Source organism: Streptomyces violascens (assembly GCF_014649955.1).
Lineage (GTDB): Bacteria > Actinomycetota > Actinomycetes > Streptomycetales > Streptomycetaceae > Streptomyces > Streptomyces violascens.
The window spans coordinates 84,817-100,866 of record NZ_BMUA01000014.1 but is presented as its reverse complement, the minus strand read 5'-3'; the positions used below and the strand labels follow the sequence as shown (position 1 = coordinate 100,866).

13 protein-coding genes and 2 tRNA genes are annotated in these 16,050 nt (G+C 71.7%); 4 read left to right on the top strand and 11 right to left on the bottom strand.

Annotated elements, in window-relative coordinates; all coding sequences use genetic code 11:
- Positions 1–103: 103 nt before the first annotated feature.
- Complete coding sequence (locus IE206_RS25385; RefSeq protein WP_189965851.1) at positions 104–922, top strand: YceI family protein; 819 nt, start codon at positions 104–106, stop codon at positions 920–922.
- A gap of 205 nt (positions 923–1,127) precedes the next feature.
- On the opposite strand, the gene IE206_RS25380 is transcribed toward IE206_RS25385, so the two are convergent.
- From IE206_RS25380 to IE206_RS25340, 9 genes are all read right to left on the bottom strand, one after another.
- Positions 1,128–1,913, bottom strand: coding sequence for a TetR/AcrR family transcriptional regulator (locus IE206_RS25380; RefSeq protein ID WP_189965849.1), 786 nt, complete (start codon positions 1,911–1,913; stop codon positions 1,128–1,130).
- Positions 1,914–2,023: 110 nt separating this feature from the next.
- Positions 2,024–3,535 (bottom strand): MFS transporter, encoded by a 1,512-nt coding sequence (locus IE206_RS25375; protein WP_189965847.1) that lies wholly within the window; start codon positions 3,533–3,535, stop codon positions 2,024–2,026.
- A 615-nt stretch (positions 3,536–4,150) separates the two neighbouring features.
- Positions 4,151–6,517: an ArnT family glycosyltransferase gene (locus tag IE206_RS25370; protein WP_189965846.1), complete on the bottom strand. Its 2,367-nt coding sequence runs from the start codon at positions 6,515–6,517 to the stop codon at positions 4,151–4,153.
- Positions 6,514–7,869, bottom strand: coding sequence for a bifunctional glycosyltransferase family 2/GtrA family protein (locus IE206_RS25365; protein ID WP_189965844.1), 1,356 nt, complete (start codon positions 7,867–7,869; stop codon positions 6,514–6,516). Before IE206_RS25365 ends, IE206_RS25370 begins: the two co-directional genes overlap by 4 nt.
- A 25-nt stretch (positions 7,870–7,894) precedes the next feature.
- Positions 7,895–9,448, bottom strand: a complete 1,554-nt coding sequence (locus IE206_RS25360; RefSeq protein WP_226598977.1) for a sensor histidine kinase — start codon at positions 9,446–9,448, stop codon at positions 7,895–7,897.
- A 6-nt stretch (positions 9,449–9,454) separates the two neighbouring features.
- Positions 9,455–10,195, bottom strand: a complete 741-nt coding sequence (locus tag IE206_RS25355) for a response regulator transcription factor (protein ID WP_308433950.1) — start codon at positions 10,193–10,195, stop codon at positions 9,455–9,457.
- 90 nt (positions 10,196–10,285) lie between these two features.
- Positions 10,286–11,218 (bottom strand): amidohydrolase family protein, encoded by a 933-nt coding sequence (locus IE206_RS25350; protein ID WP_373300983.1) that lies wholly within the window; start codon positions 11,216–11,218, stop codon positions 10,286–10,288.
- A gap of 147 nt (positions 11,219–11,365) precedes the next feature.
- Positions 11,366–12,238: a DUF2797 domain-containing protein gene (locus IE206_RS25345; RefSeq protein WP_189965841.1), complete on the bottom strand. Its 873-nt coding sequence runs from the start codon at positions 12,236–12,238 to the stop codon at positions 11,366–11,368.
- 103 nt (positions 12,239–12,341) lie between these two features.
- A complete protein-coding gene (locus tag IE206_RS25340; protein WP_189965840.1) occupies positions 12,342–13,109 on the bottom strand; it encodes a hypothetical protein in 768 nt (255 codons plus the stop codon).
- Between the two features lie 493 nt (positions 13,110–13,602).
- Here IE206_RS25340 and IE206_RS25335 point away from each other — a divergent pair, with 493 nt between their 5' ends.
- Together IE206_RS25335 and IE206_RS25330 are read left to right on the top strand one after the other, a co-directional pair.
- Positions 13,603–14,106 carry a hypothetical protein gene (locus tag IE206_RS25335; RefSeq protein ID WP_189965839.1) on the top strand — a complete coding sequence of 168 codons (504 nt, stop codon included), beginning with the start codon at positions 13,603–13,605 and terminating at the stop codon, positions 14,104–14,106.
- Between the two features lie 243 nt (positions 14,107–14,349).
- Positions 14,350–14,604, top strand: a complete 255-nt coding sequence (locus IE206_RS25330; protein WP_189965837.1) for a hypothetical protein — start codon at positions 14,350–14,352, stop codon at positions 14,602–14,604.
- 264 nt (positions 14,605–14,868) lie between these two features.
- On the opposite strand, the gene IE206_RS25325 is transcribed toward IE206_RS25330, so the two are convergent.
- Together IE206_RS25325 and IE206_RS25320 are read right to left on the bottom strand one after the other, a co-directional pair.
- Positions 14,869–14,941, bottom strand: a tRNA-Arg gene (locus tag IE206_RS25325).
- 308 nt (positions 14,942–15,249) lie between these two features.
- Positions 15,250–15,343, bottom strand: a tRNA-Ser gene (locus tag IE206_RS25320).
- A gap of 235 nt (positions 15,344–15,578) precedes the next feature.
- Between IE206_RS25320 and IE206_RS25315 the strand changes: the two genes are divergently transcribed.
- Positions 15,579–16,016: an SSI family serine proteinase inhibitor gene (locus IE206_RS25315; RefSeq protein ID WP_189965836.1), complete on the top strand. Its 438-nt coding sequence runs from the start codon at positions 15,579–15,581 to the stop codon at positions 16,014–16,016.
- Positions 16,017–16,050 lie beyond the last annotated feature (34 nt).

Sequence of the window (16,050 nt, the reverse complement as noted above, 5' to 3'; positions counted from 1 at the left end):
TGGGCCCCGGGGAAGGGGCGGCGGGCAGGGGACGGCCGGCCGCCCCGCCCCCGGGGCCCGGCCTTTTGCACTTGGCCTTTTGTACTTGAGGAGAGAAAACGGGATGGGACTGCGGGCACAGGTACGGACGCGCGACGGCTGGGCGGTTTCGCACGCCGTGGTGACGATGACCGACATGACCGGCACGCAGGTGCTGCGCGCCTCGGCGGCGGAGGACGGCTCGGTCGCGGCGGACGTGGCGCTCGCGCCGGGCCCGTACACGGTGATCGTGACGGCCGTCGGGTACGCGCCCGCCGCCTCGACCGCGCTGGTCACGGCGAGCGGCCGGGCCGCGGTCGGCACGGTGGTGCTGGCCCGCCAGGGCGGCGTGGAGCTTCCGCCGCCGGGCCCCTGGACGATCGACCCGGCGCACTCGTCGGTCGGCGCGGTCGCCCAGCACCTGGGGATCTCCAGTGTGCACGGGCGGTTCGGGGAGTTCGGCGGGCGGATCGAGATCGCGGAGGACCTGGAGAAGTCCCGGGTCGAGGCGGTCATCGGGGCGGCGTCCATCGACACGGGCAACGCGATGCGCGACGGGCACCTGAAATCCCCCGACTTCCTGGACGTCGAGCGCTTCCCGGAGATCACGTACCGCAGCACGGACCTGGTCCCGGCGGGGCCGGACCGCTGGACGGTACGGGGTTCTCTGTCCCTGCACGGAGTGCTCCGCGAGGTCGACCTCGACCTCACGTACCTGGGTACGGGGCCGGACCCGTGGGGCGGGGTGCGGGCCGCCTACCGGGCGACGGCGGAGCTTCGGCGCGAGGACTTCGCGATGAATTACAACCAGGTTGTGCAGGCGGGGATCTCGGCGATCGGCACGACGCTGCGGGTCGAACTGGACATCCAGACCGTACAGGGTGCGACCCTGCCGAGCGTCTGACCCTGCCGCGCGTCTCACCCTGGCGGGTGGGGGGTGCCTTTCGGCTGCGGGCCGGTGGGGGCTGGTCGCGCAGTTCCCCGCGCCCCTGAACCCGCCTTCGGCCGCGGGCCGTACGTGGTGCTCGCGCAGTTCCCCGCGCCCCTAGCAGCGTGCATGCCGGCCCGCACCGAGCATTTCAGGGGGGTCCGGGGCGGAGCCCCAGGGGTCAGGCGGGATCCTGGGTGGCCAGGGCCTCGATACCCGCCACCAGGAGCGACAGCGCGAAGTCGAAGTCGCGCTGTCGCATCTCCGCCACCGTCTCCCCGCCCCGCGCGGCCATGAGCTCCTCCGCCTCCTCGAACTGCGCCCGGTACTCCGGCCGTTCGGTCAGCGCCCCCATCGCCTGGGCGAAGTACTCGTCCTGCGTGATCCCCGCATCCGCACACCGCTGCACGAACGTGCCCTCGATCGTGCCGAACCCGTACACGAACTGGAAGACCGCGGAGAGCCCGCCCATCTGCCCGTGCGGCGGAAGCCCCGTACGGGCCAGGATGCGCAGGGCCGCGCGCGAGAAGGCCATCGCGTGCGGCCCGATGTTGAGGTAGCGGCCGATCAGCGCGGACGCCCAGGGGTGCCGGACGAAGACCGCGCGGTAGCCGACGGCGATCGAGCGGAGCTGGTCGCGCCAGTCGGCCGCCTCGTCCTGCATGTCGGGCAGCTCGACCTCCGAGAACACCGAGTCGAGGGCGAGTTCGAGGAGGTCGTCCTTGGTGTCGACGTACCAGTAAAGGGACATCGCGGTGACCCCGAGCTCGCCTGCCAGGCGCCGCATGGAGAACTTCACGGCGCCCTCGGCGTCGAGGAGCCGTACGGCCTCGGCGGTGATCCGGTCCCGGTCGAGGGCGGGCTGACCGGCCTCGGGGTCCGCCCGCCGCACCCGGTTCCCCGCCTTGCTGCCGAGCCACACGCTGGTACGCGCCGCATCCTTCGTACGGTCCGCCGCCGACACCATCGCCGCCCTCCTCGGGCCTCGGTCCTGCCGACCCCTGAGGGTCCTGTCCGTAAGGGCCACGCCCCGCAGGGGGGTATGTCCGGAATTCGGGGATCTCACCCCCCTCGATGCTATGCGGCGGGAGCCGCCCCGGCGGGAGCGGGAGCGGTTCGTTCCGCGCGGTGCAGCAGGACCGCCGCGAGCAGGCCGCCCGCGAGCACCGCGACCGCGCCGACCAGCTGGCTGGTCTCCAGGCCGGAGGCGAACGCGTCCGCGATCCGGCCCCGTTCCGCGTCGTCGCGGGCGGCGGCGAGCGCGGCGGGCAGAGAAGCCGCCGCGACCGGCACCAGCGCCGCGAACCGCGAGTTCAGCACCGCGCCGAGCACCGCCACGCCGAGCCCGTTGCCGAACTCGCCAAGGGTGCCGTTCACGCCCGCGCCCACGCCCGCCTTCTCCGGCGGGATCGCGCTCATGATGGCGTTGGCCATGGCCGGCATGGAGAGCGCGATGCCCGCGCCCATCACGACCAGGCCGAGCAGCGTGCCCCCGTAGCTGTGCCCGCCGAGCAACGCGATCGAGGCGAGCCCCGCCGCGTTCGCGGTCATGCCGATGGCTATGGAACGCGGCGTGCCGACCTTGGTGACCAGCTTCGCGCCGACCCCCGACATGTTGAGCACGACGACGCTGAGCGCGAGCGGCGCGGTGCGCACGCCCGCCTCCAACGGGCCGTATCCGAGCACGAACTGGAGGTGCTGGGTCAGCAGGAACAGCGAGCCGCCCATGCCGAACGCGACCAGGATCGAGCCCGCGACCGCGCCGATGAACTTCTGGTTCCGGAAGAAGTGCATGTCCAGCATCGGGTGCTCGATGGACAGCTCCCAGCGTACGAACGCCGCGAGGAACACGAGGCCGACGGCCGCCGAGGCCAGCACATGGCCGGAGAGCCAGCCGTGGCCGGGCCCGGAGATGATCGCGTACACGACACCGGTCATCCCGATGGTGGAGAGCAGCGCCCCGAGCAGGTCGGGCCGGTCGCCCTGAGGGTTCTTCGACTCCGGTACGAGGGCTACGACGGCGACCAGGCCGAGCACCGCGACCGGGATGTTGACCAGGAAGATCGCGCCCCACCAGAAGTGGTCGAGCATGACCCCGCCGATCAGCGGCCCGGCGGCGAAGCCGAGCGAGTTGACGGTGGCCCAGATGCCGATGGCCTTGACCCGGGACTCGTTGTCGAAGATCTGGACGACGACGGCGAGGGTGGTGGTCATGAGCAGCGCCCCGCCGACGCCCATGCCCGCGCGGGCGGCGATGAGCTGTCCGGAGTTCTGCGCGAGGCCCGCGGCCAGCGAGCCGATGCCGAAGAGGGCGAGGCCCGCCGCGAGCATCTTCTTGCGTCCGTAGCGGTCGGACGCGCTGCCCGCGGTGAGCAGCAGGCCCGACTGGACCAGCGAGTACGCGTTGATCATCCACTGGATGTCGGCGGTGGACGCGCCGAGTGAGGTGGTGAGCGAGGGGATGGCTACGTTGAGGACGGTGTTGTCGAGCAGCACCGTCAGCTGGGCCACGCAGATGACGCCGAGGATCAGCCAGCGCTGCGGGTGCCCGGTGGGGGTGGTCGGATTCTCGGCTGTCGTTGCCGTCATTGCGGCTCCCTGGCTCCTTATACGGTGTAAGTGGGCGAGCGATGTACACCGTAAGGGAGTTTCTTCTACGCTGTAAAGCGATTTATGGGCGACGCGGACCGGGTGGGTGTCCGAGCGAGGAGACCACCGCGCCGAGGCGCGCCGGTCCAAACCCTCGAACGCGTCAACTGCCCTCCGCAACAGGCTCGCTGAAGCCTGCGCTCGCGCCCGCAGCGCATGCGACCCCGGTCCGCCGGGAAGCCCCCCAGGCTGCGCTGGGGCTCCGCCCCAGACCCCGTATCGCGCCTTGAGGCCGCTCGCCCTCAAACTCCCCCAAGGCCGTAAGGGCCAGGGGGGACCCCATGACAGGCTAGAAATGCCCCCTGCCAGGGTCGATCGTGCTAGCAGCAACCCTGGCAGGGGCGCGGGGTTGTGACACGTGCGGCTCCGCCGCGTGGGCGCGACCAGCCACGCACGGTCCGCAGGCTGACGGCAGTCGGGGGTACGGGGCACACCCCGGGGAAGCCCGCACCGCAACCCGCCAAGGGGCGCGGGGTTGTGACACGTGCGGCTCCGCCGCGTGGGTGCGACCAGCCACAGACGGCCCGCACCGAACCCCACCACCCGCGGAAGCGCCTAACTCACCCGCGCCGTCAGGTCGTAGAACGTCCCCGTCCCCACCGTCACCTTCTTGAAGGACGACTCCACCCAGCTGCTGATCCCGCTCCCTCCGCCACCCATCATTCCCCCGCCACTGGCGATGAAGTAGTGGACCTTCCCCTCGGCCACGTACCTCTTGAACTGCTCCAGCGTCGGCGACGGGTCGCTGCCGTTGAACCCGCCGATCGCCATCACCGGCTTCCCCGTGGCAAGTTGGTAGCTCGCGGCGTTCTGCGAGCCGATCGCGGCCGCGGCCCAGGTGTACCGGTCCGCGTCCTTCGCCACGAGCGCCTCCGCCTCCGCGCTCACCTTCGCGCCGTCGAGCAGACCGCCCATGTCGCCGCCCATGCCGCCTCGCTCCCCCTGCGCACCGCCGGGCTGCTGCCCCATGCCGCCACCCGGCATGCCCTGAACCGGGCCCTGGCCCGGGCCCGGCCGGCCGCCGTTCTGCCCACCGGTCTGCCCAGCACCCGCGCCCCCGCCGAACCGCATCCGCCCGCCGCCTCCCCCGGGCCCGCCCACGCTCGCCCCGGCGGGACCCGCCGTCACGATCGAGCCGGTGTGGCCGGTGCCGAGCGTGCTCACCGCGTACGCCGCCGGGCCGGCCAGCGCGGCCGCGAGGCCGAGCCCGGCCGCCCCCAGCGCCGCCCTCCGGTCCAGGCGGCCCGCGAGCGCGAGGCCCAGCGCCGCCGCCAGGCCACCGGTCAGTACCGCCCAGCGCAGCCACGGCAGATAGTCCGGGGTGCGTCCGAGCAGTACGTAGGACCAGACGGCCGTGGCCGCCATCGTCACCCCGAGCACGAGAGCCGCCCAGAGACGCCAGCGCTCCTCCCACAGGACCGTGACGCCCATGCCGACGAGCGCCGCGATGTAGGGGGCCAGGGCCACCGTGTAGTACTGGTGGAAGATCCCCGCCATGAAGCTGAAGATCACGGCGGTCATCAGGAGCGCCCCGCCCCAGGCGAGGAACGCGGCGCGCGCGGTGTCGGTGCGCCCAGGGCCTGTCCGGCGGATCTTGCCTGGGACGCGCGGCCCTGGCACGCCCTCCCCCAAGGCCCAATGGGCCAGGGGGGACCCCCACGGCGTTGTCGTCGGTTGCCCACTCCCCCAAGGTCTCGACTCCGCTCGACCAGGGGGGACCCCCATCGCGTCGCCGCCCTCCTCCGCCTCGCAGCTGGACGCACCAGGCCCCCGCTCACCAGCACTGAAGTACTGAGCCGCACTGCGGGCGACCAGATCCGCCGGACAGGCCCTGGTCTTCCAGGTGACGACGAGGCCCGCGATCAGCAGGAGCAGGGCCGCGGGAAGCAGCCACGAGATCTGGCTGCCGATCTCGGAGTTGAACATGCGCCCGAGGCCCGTCTCGCCCCAGCCGCCACCGCCTCCTCCGACACCGCCCCCCGCACGCATGGCGCCCGGAAGTTCCAAGCCGCCCGCCCGCGCGGCGCCGCCGCCGACGCTGCCCGTCTCGTCGCCGTTGATGCGGCCGAGCCCGTTGTAGCCGAAGGTGAGCTCAAGGAAGGAGTTGTGCTGCGAGCCGCCGATGTACGGGCGCGACGACTTGGGCCACAGCTCCACGGCGGCCACCCACCAGCCGCCCGACACCGCCAACACACCGGCGGACAGGGCGAGTTGGCCGATCCGGCGGCGCATGGACGTGGGCGCGCACACCGCGTACAGGACGGCCAGCGGCGGCAGGACCAGGAAGGCCTGCAGGGTCTTGGTCAGGAACGCGAAACCGATCGCGACCCCGGCCCACACCAGCCACTTCGTACGGGCGTCCTCAAGGGCACGCAGCACGCAGCACACCGTGACCGTCATCAGGAGCGCGAGCAGCGCGTCCGGGTTGTTGAAGCGGAACATCAGCGCCGCGACCGGGGTCAGAGCCAGTACCGCGCCCGAGATGAGGCCCGCCGCCGGGCTGAACCGGCGCCGCACCGCCGCGTACAGGACGGCGACCGTGCCCACCCCCATCAGCACCTCGGGCAGCAGGATCTGCCAGGAGCCGAGGCCGAAGAGGCGTACGGACAGGGCCATCGGCCACAGCGAGGCCGGGGGCTTGTCGACGGTGATCGCGTTCGCCGCGTCGAGCGAGCCGAAGAAGAAGGCCTTCCAGCTCTGGCTGCCGGCCTGGACGGCCGCCGAGTAGAAGGAGTTCGCGTACCCGGAGGCGCTGAGGTTCCACAGGTACGCGGCGAAGGTGGCGGCGAGCAGCGCGAGGAGCGCGGGCCGCACCCAGGCGGGGTCGTCGGGGCGGCCGCGCCACAGTCGGCTGCGGGCGGCCCGGTGCCCGACCGCCGCGACCCCCTCGCGCGGATCGGTCCGAGAGGAGGTCGTGGTCATCGCGCGTCGCCCTTCGATTCATCGGGAGAAGTGGTGCGGTCCGGGAAGACCCAGGCGCGGAACAGCAGGAAGCGCAGGACCGTCGCCGCGAGGTTCGCGGCCAGCAGGACGGCCACCTCGGTGGAGTGCGCGGCGTCCGGGTTGGCCGCATCCAGCGCCGCGAGCGAGCCGCTGGTGAGCGCGAGGCCGATGGCGAACACCGCGAGGCCCTGCGCCTGGTGGCGCACCGCCCGGTCCCGGCCGCGCACCCCGAAGGTGAGCCTCCGGTTGGCCGAGGTGTTCGCGACCGCCGACACCAACAGGGCTGCCCCGTTGGCGAGTTGGGGACCCATCGCGGTGCGCGAGAGCGCGTACAGGAGAAGGTAGAAGAGCGTGGAGAGCGCGCCGATCACGCAGAAACCGACGAGCTGACGGGCGAGCCCGCCCGGCACCCCGCTGAGCTGCCGGTCCCTCGGGTCGTCGCCGAACGGCCGCGAGAGCCGGTCGAGCGGCAGCGCCCCGACGGCCAGCGCCCGCCCGACGCGCCACACCCCCTTGAGGTCGTCCATCGCCGTCCTGGCGATGTGCACGGTGCTGGCAGGGTCGTCGACCCAGTCCACCGGCACCTCGTGGATCCTGAGCCCGGCCCGCTCGGCGAGCACCAGCATCTCGGTGTCGAAGAACCACCCGGTGTCCTCGACCATCGGCAGCAGCCGCTGCGCCACATCGCGCCGGATCGCCTTGAACCCGCACTGCGCGTCGGAGAACCGCGCCGCGAGCGAGCCGCGCAGGATCAGGTTGTACGTACGCGAGATGAACTCCCGCTTGGCGCCGCGCACCACTCGCGAGGACCGGGCGAGCCGCGAGCCGATGGCGAGGTCCGAATGCCCGGAGATCAGCGGCGCGACCAGCGGAAGCAGCGCGTTGAGATCGGTGGACAGGTCCACGTCCATGTACGCGAGCACGGGCGCGTCCGAGGCCGACCACACGGTACGCAGCGCCCGCCCGCGCCCCTTCTCCTCCAGGCGGAAGGCCCTCACCTCGGGAAGCTCGCGCTCAAGTCCCGCCGAAATCAAGGGAGTCGAGTCGGTGCTCGCATTGTCGGCGACCGTGATCCGGAAGCCGTACGGGAAGGTCCGCGCGAGGTGGTCGTGCAGCCGCCGCACGCACCGCTCCAGGTCCTGCTCCTCGTTGTGGACGGGGATCGTCACGTCGAGTACGGGGGCGCCGGCCGGCTGGACGGGCAGGTGCCGGCGGGCCGGCAGGGCCACCGGATGCGCCGGGTTCGCCGCGTGCGGCGCGGGCGCGGCGCTCGGGGAGCACACGGCACGGGCCGTACCGGCGGCGCTCGTGGCAGAGGGTTCGGTTCGCATGCCGCGACCCTCGCGAGGGCCGCTGTCACACCTGTGTGGCCGGGCTGTGGCCCGGCTGTGAGAGGCGGGATTCGGCCTTCACGGGGTGGATCGGCGGGCTTTGGGCATCGGGCGCGCCCGGCAGCTCCACCCCGAACACCGTCCGCCCAGGACCGCTTCGCACCGTCACCCGCCCGCCGTGCGCGGCGACGACGGCCTGCACGATGGCGAGGCCGAGGCCGGTGGACCCGGCGTTGCGGGAGCGGGACGCGTCACCACGGGCGAACCGTTCGAAGACGTGCGGGAGCAGCTCGGGCGGGATGCCGGGCCCGGTGTCCTCGATCTCGACGACGACCCGGGGCCCGCGCACCTCGACCCGGGCGGTGACGGTGGTGCCGGGCGGGGTGTGCGTACGGGCGTTGGCGAGCAGATTGACCAGGACCTGCTGCAACCGCTCCCGGTCCCCGCGTACGGCGACGGGCTCGCCGGGCAGTTCGAGCAGCCACTTGTGGCCCTGGCCCGCGGCATGCGCGTCCCCGACCACGTCGACGACCAGCGCGGAGAGATCGGTGCTCTCGTACGAGAGCGGGCGTCCGGCATCGAGGCGGGCGAGCAGCAGCAGGTCCTCGACGAGCCCGGTCATCCGGGCCGCCTCCGACTCGATGCGGCCGAGCGAGTGCCTGGTGTCGGGCCCGACGTCCTCGCGGCCGCGCCGGGTGAGCTCGGCGTAACCGCGGATGGAGGCGAGCGGGGTCCTGAGCTCGTGGCTGGCGTCCGCGACGAACTGCCGCACCCGCGTCTCGCTCTCCTGCCGCGCGCTGAGCGCCTCGTGGACGTGATCGAGCATCCGGTTGAGCGCGGCGCCCACCTGGCCGACCTCCGTGCGGGCATCCGCCTCGGCCCCCGGCACACGTTCGTGCAGCGCGACTTCCCCGCTGTGCAGGGGGAGTTCGGACACCCGGGTCGCGGTGGCGGCGACCCGCCGCAGCGGCCGCAGGGCCACCCCGACGATGGCCGCGCCCGCTATCGCGGCGGCGACGAGCCCGGCGGCGGTCACGCAAATGACCACCAGGACAAGGGTGTTGACGGTGGCGTCGAGCCGGTCGGTGGGGAAGCCGAGCACGAAGGCGCGGTCCGGATCCCACACGGCCCGGTAGTCACCGAGGCCGGGGATCGTGACGGAGTGCACGTGGCCGTCCTTGGGGACGGCGGCCAGGGCCCGGATCTGCCCGTCGGACAGCGGCCCGGTGCGGCTCTCGCCCTCGTGTTCCGGCTGGGTGCTCCGCAGCCCCGACAGCCGCGTCCCGCCGGGCAGCACGCCCGCGCCGACCGTGTGCAGCGGCTGCCCCGGCCTGGACACGATGAAGTCGAGCCGGTCGCCGTCGGGCTTGACCTGCCCCGGGCCGCCGTACCCGAGCCCCCGCACGGGCAGCCCGGCCCGCAGCTGGTCGTCCAGCTGACGCTGGAGGTTGGCGCCCATGGCGAGCACGGTCACCGTGCCGATGACCGCGCCGACCACCGCGAGCAGGGCCACGGCCGACACGACCAGCCGGGTACGGAGCGACCACGGCCGCCGGAACCCGCCCCGGATCCTGCCCACGCGCCGCTACTCGCCGGGCTTGATCAGATACCCCGCGCCGCGCCGCGTGTGGATCATCGGGGAGCGCCCGGCGTCGATCTTCCGCCGCAGGTAGGAGATGTACAGCTCGACGACGTTGGCCTGGCCGCCGAAGTCGTACGACCAGACCCGGTCGAGGATCTGCGCCTTGCTGAGCACCCGGCGCGGGTTGCGCATGAGGAAGCGGAGCAGCTCGAACTCGGTCGCGGTGAGGTGGATGTTGACCCCGCCCCGGGTCACGTCGTGGCTGTCCTCGTCGAGCGTGAGGTCTCCGACGGCCAGCACGGACTCGCTGCGCAGGGCGGCCGTGCCCGAGCGGCGGATGAGCCCGCGGAGCCGGGCCACGACTTCCTCCAGGCTGAACGGCTTGGTCACGTAGTCGTCGCCGCCCGCCGTGAGCCCGGCGATCCGGTCCTCCACGGAGTCCTTGGCGGTGAGGAAGAGCACCGGCACGTCGGGGAGCTCGCGACGCAGCCGCCCGAGGACGGCGAGGCCGTCCATGTCGGGCAGCATGATGTCGAGTACCACCGCGTCGGGCCGGAAGTCCCGGGCGTCGCGCACCGCCCCGGCCCCGTCGCCGGCGCTGCGCACGTCCCAGCCCTCGTAGCGCAGCGCCATGGAGAGCAGCTCGCTGAGCGGTGCCTCGTCGTCCACGACGAGCACTCGGACGGGGCTGCCGTCCGGCCGCAGCATTTCGGTCCGCCCCTGGGGCGAGGAGGTAACGGTCATGGCCCCACCCTGTGAGCGGGCGGTGAGAACATCCTTGCCCGATCCTGTGATTTGCCTGAGAAAGTGGGCGGGGGCCAGAACCCAGGGTGCTCAGCCGGGCAGCGGGTCCGGGCCCGGCAGGGTGCGGCCCGCCAGCCCGAAGAGGCGGGCCCCGTTCCCGTAACAGACGGCCCGAAGCCACTCGTCCCCGAGCCCGAGCCGCTCAAGGGCCTCCAGCTGATGGAGATAGGGGTACGGAATGTTGGGGAAGTCGGACCCGAAGAGAATCCGCTCCCCCAGATCCATCAGCCGCCCCCGCTCGCTCACGGGGAAGGGCGCGGTGCGCTCGCTGAAGTCGGTGAAAGCCATGGTCGTGTCGAGCATGACCGAGCCGTACGTGTCGGCGAGGCCGAGGAAGTCGGCGTACTCCGGCATCCCCATGTGCGCGACGATCAGCCGCAGCCGGGGGTGCCGCGCGAGCACCCGCCCGACGGGGCCGGGCCCGGTGTACTTCCCGGCCGCGGGCCCGGACCCGCAGTGGATGACGACCGGCACGCCGGCCTCGGCGAGCAGTCCCCAGACGGGATCGAGCAGCGGGTCCCCAGGGTCGTAACTCCCCACCTGCACATGGGACTTGAAGACACGAGCACCGGAGTCGAGGGCGTCCCGAACGTATCCGGCGGCCCCGGGCTCGGCAAAAAAGGTAGAGGTGTGAAGACAGCCGGGAGTCCGTCCGGCGAACCCCGTACTCCACCCATTGAGCCACTCGGCCATCCGAGCCTTGTGGGGATAGATCATCGAGGTGAAGGCGAGCACCCCGAACTCCTCCCGGAGCAGCCGCACCCGCTCGGCCTCCTCCTCCCGGTAGGTGATGGGCCACTCGACCCCGCCGACGAGCTCCCCGGCGGAGTCGAAGTACTCCCACACCTTGTCGAGCACGCGCTCGGGCATGAAATGGGTGTGGACGTCGACGAGTCCCGGCAGCCCGAGCCGCCCCCAGAAGGCCCGAACGGCACCCCCGCCACTGCTTCCGCTCACATCCACCACTCCGCTCGACCTTGGCGACCTGGACGCTGGAGCCGCCGTACCACTCGGCCCGCCCGCGCCGCCGCGCCCGCTGCTGCCCGACGCGCCCCGCCAGGGCACGCATCACCCCCGTCCGCGCCCGCCCCCTCAGACTCAGACTCAGACTCAGAACAACTGATCCTGCACCCCCTCCTCCTTGGGCACCTCCCGCACCGGCACACTGACACCACCGCCCTCGCCCGCACCGACCGCGGCAAGATCCCACCCGCTCATGAGCCGCGTGTCCAGTACGAGAACGGCGCCCGACACCTCCAGGTGGAGGTCGGGCCCGGCGGCAGCGACGAGCCGCCCGCCCACGACCCCGCCGTCCACCAGCTCGGTGACCACCCCGGAGGCCGGCGCGAGCCCGGCGAGTCCGAACTCCCGCGCATGGTCGACCACTTGGCACTCGATCCGCTCCAGTGACTCGGGCCAGCCGGTGAGCGCGAGGGCCCGCGCGTGCAGCCGGGCGACCTCCGCGGCCCGCTCGTCCACCCCGGGAAGCCCTGCCCGTACGGCCCGCTTCTCGGCGTACGGGATCCGGTCCGGCACCCCGAGCGCGGCCCTGAGCAGCTCCTCGCAGCGCCGGGCCGCCATCAACGGCCCCCGCCCGAGCCAGCCGAAGGCCACCGCCCCCTGTTCGAGCAGCCGGGCCGAACCCCGCTCCTCGGCGGTGATCCCGACCTTGACCATGCCGCTCCCGAACCAGGCGAGGTAGACGCGATAGGTCCGGGGATCGTCGAGGTACGTATCGGCGGCGACGGAGTGCGCCCGGTCGAGCCGCGCACACTCGGCACACCGCGCCTGAGTACTCCGCGCCGGCACGCCCGCCGCCACCGGACACCGATTCCCCCGAGCCCCCACACAGCTCCGCTCCCCCACCACCCGAAACGTCAGATCCCGCCCATACCCGAGCGGACTGCTCCGCCCCTCCTCCCAAAGCAGCCGGGGCCCCTCTTCGCCCCACCGAACCCCAACACACCGCCACAACCCAGCCACGCCCCGAAGCTACCTCCCGGCACTGACAACGGGCAGCACAGGGAAGGCAGGAAGACCCCGGGATCGCTCAGGGCTCACTGTTCGCAAAATCTGAGCCCGTGGCTCAGGCACCCACGTTGGCCAACACACAGACGTACTGAGGGGGTTGCGCACCGCCATCGTTCGGGAAGTCCAGGACGGCCGGGTAGGTCATCCTGGTGTCCGGGTAGGACTCTGTGCAGTCCGAGGGGATGGCAGAGAAGACGGACGTGCCGTCCGGGTGAACCGCCTGCCCGTCCGCACCGACCAGAGCAGCACCGCACTGGTATCCGGGTGCGTTCATCAGGAGAACGGCGTCCTTCCCCACGCCCTCGCCGCTGCCTGTCCAGGCGAGGCAGAAGCTGGAGCCGGGATCTCCCCCGGTGGGCGGCTCCGAGATGATGTGAACGGCCTGGAGAGGCGCGGGTCCCCCGCACAACGCCTCGATGTCGGCCAAGTACCAGGGCGCCCCTGGGGCGCAGATGTCCGCCTTCGACCGGCAGTCGGCAGGGCCGCCGGGCATCTTGAACCTCACAGGAAGGCAGGACGCAGTTCTGCTGACCGAGGGGGACGGGGCCGCCCTCACTGAAGAGGACCTCGTCGCGGAAGGGGAGGCGACCGCGGCCTTCACCCGCTCGGTCGGTACGGCGCCAGGCGTGCTCCGGGCATGGGCTTCGGCGTCGGCCACCTGCCCGTTCGGCGCTGGGTGGTCCAGGAGCAGCGCGGCGCAAAAGCCTACGACGATCGCGACGGCTCCCATGGCCATCGTGGCCTTCCAGGGGAAGCGCTGAGGCGGAGCCTCCCGTATGACGGGGATGTTCCCCAGCGTGTCGCCGTTGTGGAAGGCGAGCACTTCATCCGGACGCGGCGGCCTCTGCGGCTGGTGCGACGTACCCATGGTGCCCCCCTGCTCGCTGTCCGTGTCGGCCACGGTAGGACACAGCGGTCGCCGACGTGGCAGAACCAGCCGGAAGAGCAACCCTCGCGATGCGGCCGCTGGGGCAGGCATCGCCCCGGTCATGCGGTGTGCCGTCGCCGGCCATGTGCGAGTTGGCCAAAAGGCCTGCTTGTCCGTCTTCCGCGCGCCTCCTCACAATTTCGGCATGGTGTACCGGTGCCGTGCACAGACAGCCGATCGGACGTTGTGCAAGAACCGAGTGACCGGCCCGGACGTACGGTGCCACCTCCACCGGGGCAGGCCTGCGGGCCGTGTGCCAACGCCCCGCAAGCAGCCCGCAAAGCGGCCCCAGATCCCCCGTCAAGCTCGGCGGTCGACCACATCCAGGGCTACGAATCCGCCTCGACAACGCCCCCCGCGCCCCATACAAGGTGCCCGGGAGCGCCTGATGGCGGAGGAGGCCGCAAAGGTGTGCCTGGACGTCATGGAACGCGGTGGCACCGCAGTCATCGCCGACCGCGCGTCCGCATACGTCTCGGACGAGACGTGGAAGAAGCTCGTGAGGCAGCATCGCAGGAGGGACTGCGACGATCTCGCCCGACTGGCTCGCAGCATCCTCGAGGGCAAGGAACGATTGCACGACGTCGTTGCCCGCACCGCAGGCGGCCTCCTTGCGTGGTTGGGGCGCCCCAAGATCGAGCGGGTCTTCGCACAGGAACTGGCTCGCAGCATCCCGCTACCTGTCGACGCACAACTCTCCACAGCCGCACGGGGCTTGCAGATCGCCGGCATATACGTGTGCGTCGTCGGCGGTCGGGACCTCGCCGACTGTGCCTGCCTGCGTGATGTGCTCAGGGTTGAGGGCGAGGAACGTTTACGCCAGCTGCTGCAGGGCGCGATGCAGGACTGGCAGTCGCTTCCCCGACGAATGCGGGACGACGCAGACGGGTGACGGGAGTCTCGGAACGGCTGGGACGTCAGCGTTGAAAGGCGGCCGACCTGGCCGGCCAATCGGTTTGGCCAGTCCCCGCGCCATGGCTGATGCCTTCTCAGTCCGCCGGACGAGGGGCCCAATTGGGCCTCGGAGACCCATATGGCAGCCTCGGTGAGCGGTGTGGGAGATATCGGATTAGCCTCCGAAATGAGCGCAAAGTGGATCTTTTGATGGTGCGCTCCACTGACCCCAGGAGGAAAAATGCGCAAGCTTCACAAGGCCGCTGTCGCGGCCGCCATGCTGGGGACCCTGAGCCTCATAGCCACCGGCACAGCCACCGCTCAGGAAGCGGGCGGGCGTGGGGGCGGCGGTGGCCATGGCCACTGGTGCAAGACCCATGACCTGAACATCGACATCCTTGGCCAGGTCGGGATTCTCAACGGACTGCTGGGCAACGCGCTCAACGGCGAGGGGAATCCAGGCGCACAGTTCGACGGCGTCGGCTCCAGCTGCTGACACCGCCGTTACTGGGCACCAGGGAATCGCGTCACGCAATTCACCGAAATGGGGCTCGGCGCCCGGGACACAAGCCCGGCGCCGGGCCCCTGCTCTGTGCGGGCCGTGATCGGCCACGATCGGCCGGTCGGCCGTAGCCATGCCGGGCGGGCCGGCGGGCGCCCGATTCCGTTCGCCGCCGAAGGCCGCGGGCGCTGATCCGCTTCGGCGTCGTACACCCAACGCAAGAGGCCCCGGACTCTCGTCCGGGGCCTCTTGCCTATGTGCACTCGGCAGGATTCGAACCTGCAACCTTCTGATCCGTAGTCAGATGCTCTATCCGTTAAGCTACGAGTGCTTGTGCTTCCGGGGTTTTTTCTGCCCCGTCGGCGTTGCGAGAACAACATTACATGACCTGCGCCGTGACGCGAAATCCGTTAACCCCACCGCCTCTGACCTGCGGAAATGTCTCTGCGTGAGCAACCACGGGGACGCCGGGCGGGGTCGGGCACAGGGCGAGGACGGCCCCGGAACGAGTCACGGGCGGGGCTGAAACGGCCCGGCGGAGGCCGACGGAGACTCGGCGAGGGCTCGGCGAAGGCGCAGGGAGAACGGCCCGGGGAACGGCCGAAGCCCCGGCCGTGGGGCCGGGGCTTCGGGTCTTGCTGGCGGAGGCGGAGGGATTTGAACCCTCGATGGGCTTTAAGACCCAAACCGCATTAGCAGTGCGGCGCCATAGACCGGACTAGGCGACGCCTCCAGCACACCGTCGCGTGCGCGAGTGGTGCGTGCAGATGATGACACAGCCTTGCGGGCCGTCACCAATCGCACCCCACGGTACTAGGCAGGTGGCCACCAGAGCAAAGCCGTTCTGCGGCGCAACGCCGGGCGTTGACGCGCGTTAGACCGCTGAAGCCTTCAGGGGGCCTCAGGAGCCCCCGGGGCCCGGACCCGTCCGCAGAAAGTCCGCCCGTACGACTGGAGATACGAGACCCATGCTGCGTCGCCTCGCCGTCACCGCCGCCGCCTCCCTCACCGCGCTCGCCGCCGCGCCCGCCGCCTCGGCGGGCCCCCTGCCCGTCCCGCTGTCCCTGCTCGGCGAAGGCCACACCGAGGACCGCCTCACCGTCACCGTCGAGCACAACCCCGGTGTCGAGGGGAAGTACACGCTGGAGTGCCACCCCGCGGGCGGGAGTCATCCGCGCCGCCAGCAGGCCTGCGACAAGCTCGACTCCGTGACGACCTGGGGCAAGGATCCCTTCGCTCCGGTGCCCAGGGACCGGATCTGCACGATGATCTACGGCGGTCCCGCCACCGCCCACATCACCGGCAGCTGGGCCGGGCGGCCCGTCGACGCTACGTACAGCCGTGCCAATGGGTGCGAGGTTTCGCGGTGGGACGACCTGGTGCCGGTGCTGCCGAGCGCCAGGTAGGAGACCCCGTACGCCCACCGCGCGTACCTCTTGG

What these genes read in the sequence shown, in the direction of transcription:
- IE206_RS25385 (WP_189965851.1), top strand. Translation starts at nt 104, where the DNA reads ATGGGACTGCGGGCACAGGTACGGACGCGCGACGGCTGGGCGGTTTCG.
- IE206_RS25380 (WP_189965849.1), bottom strand. Translation starts at nt 1,913, where the DNA reads ATGGTGTCGGCGGCGGACCGTACGAAGGATGCGGCGCGTACCAGCGTG.
- IE206_RS25375 (WP_189965847.1), bottom strand. Translation starts at nt 3,535, where the DNA reads ATGACGGCAACGACAGCCGAGAATCCGACCACCCCCACCGGGCACCCG.
- IE206_RS25370 (WP_189965846.1), bottom strand. Translation starts at nt 6,517, where the DNA reads ATGACCACGACCTCCTCTCGGACCGATCCGCGCGAGGGGGTCGCGGCG.
- IE206_RS25365 (WP_189965844.1), bottom strand. Translation starts at nt 7,869, where the DNA reads ATGCGAACCGAACCCTCTGCCACGAGCGCCGCCGGTACGGCCCGTGCC.
- IE206_RS25355 (WP_308433950.1), bottom strand. Translation starts at nt 10,195, where the DNA reads ATGACCGTTACCTCCTCGCCCCAGGGGCGGACCGAAATGCTGCGGCCG.
- IE206_RS25335 (WP_189965839.1), top strand. Translation starts at nt 13,603, where the DNA reads ATGGCGGAGGAGGCCGCAAAGGTGTGCCTGGACGTCATGGAACGCGGT.
- IE206_RS25330 (WP_189965837.1), top strand. Translation starts at nt 14,350, where the DNA reads ATGCGCAAGCTTCACAAGGCCGCTGTCGCGGCCGCCATGCTGGGGACC.
- IE206_RS25315 (WP_189965836.1), top strand. Translation starts at nt 15,579, where the DNA reads ATGCTGCGTCGCCTCGCCGTCACCGCCGCCGCCTCCCTCACCGCGCTC.